Origin of the sequence: Sphingobium ummariense RL-3, assembly GCF_000447205.1 — a bacterium.
Classification (GTDB): Bacteria; Pseudomonadota; Alphaproteobacteria; order Sphingomonadales; family Sphingomonadaceae; genus Sphingobium; species Sphingobium ummariense.
This window is the reverse complement of sequence record NZ_AUWY01000015.1, coordinates 1-725: the sequence shown is the minus strand read 5'-3', so window position 1 is coordinate 725 and position 725 is coordinate 1. Positions and strand designations below refer to the sequence as shown.

Sequence of the window (725 nt, the reverse complement as noted above, 5' to 3'; positions counted from 1 at the left end):
CCGACGTGCGCTAAGAAAGGCAGTATAGCGGCCGTCATGGCGATCTACCATTTCTCAGCCAAGGTCATCAGCCGCGCCAATGGATCGAGCGCGGTTGCATCGGCCGCCTATCGTTCGGCGTCCGAGCTGCACGATGACCGACTCGGGCGTATCCAAGATTTCTCGAACAAGGCCGGTGTCGTCCATTCGGAAATCATGCTGCCCGAGGGTGCGCCGGAGCGTTTAAACGATCGCGCGACCTTGTGGAACGAGGTCGAGGCCGGCGAGAAACGCAAGGACGCGCAGCTTGCCCGCGAGGTTGAGTTTTCAATTCCGCGCGAAATGAATCAGGCGCAGGGCGTCGAGCTGGCGCGCGATTTCGTGAACAAGCAGTTCGTCGAACGCGGCATGGTCGCGGACCTCAATGTGCATTGGGACATGGGCAAGGACGGCCAGCCCAAGCCGCACGCGCACGTCATGCTGTCGATGCGCGAGGTAGGGCCGGAGGGGTTCGGCCAGAAGGTGCGCGAGTGGAACAGCGCCGAGCTTTTGAAAGGGTGGCGCGAGGCATGGGCCGATCATGTCAACGAACGGCTTGCGTCGCTCGATATTGATGCGCGGATCGACCATCGCACATTAGCGGCGCAGGGGATCGAGCTTGAGCCGCAGCACAAGATCGGGCCGGCAGCATCGCGGATGCCCGAACAGGGGCTTGAGGCCGAGCGGGTCGAGGACCATGCCCGGAT

Annotated in this window: 1 protein-coding gene; it reads left to right on the top strand. The window is 62.6% G+C overall.

From position 1 onward, the window contains the following. Nucleotides 1-36: 36 nt before the first annotated feature. On the top strand, nucleotides 37-725 hold a 689-nt coding region (mobQ, locus tag M529_RS25465), incomplete at its 3' end, for a MobQ family relaxase (RefSeq protein ID WP_021316099.1).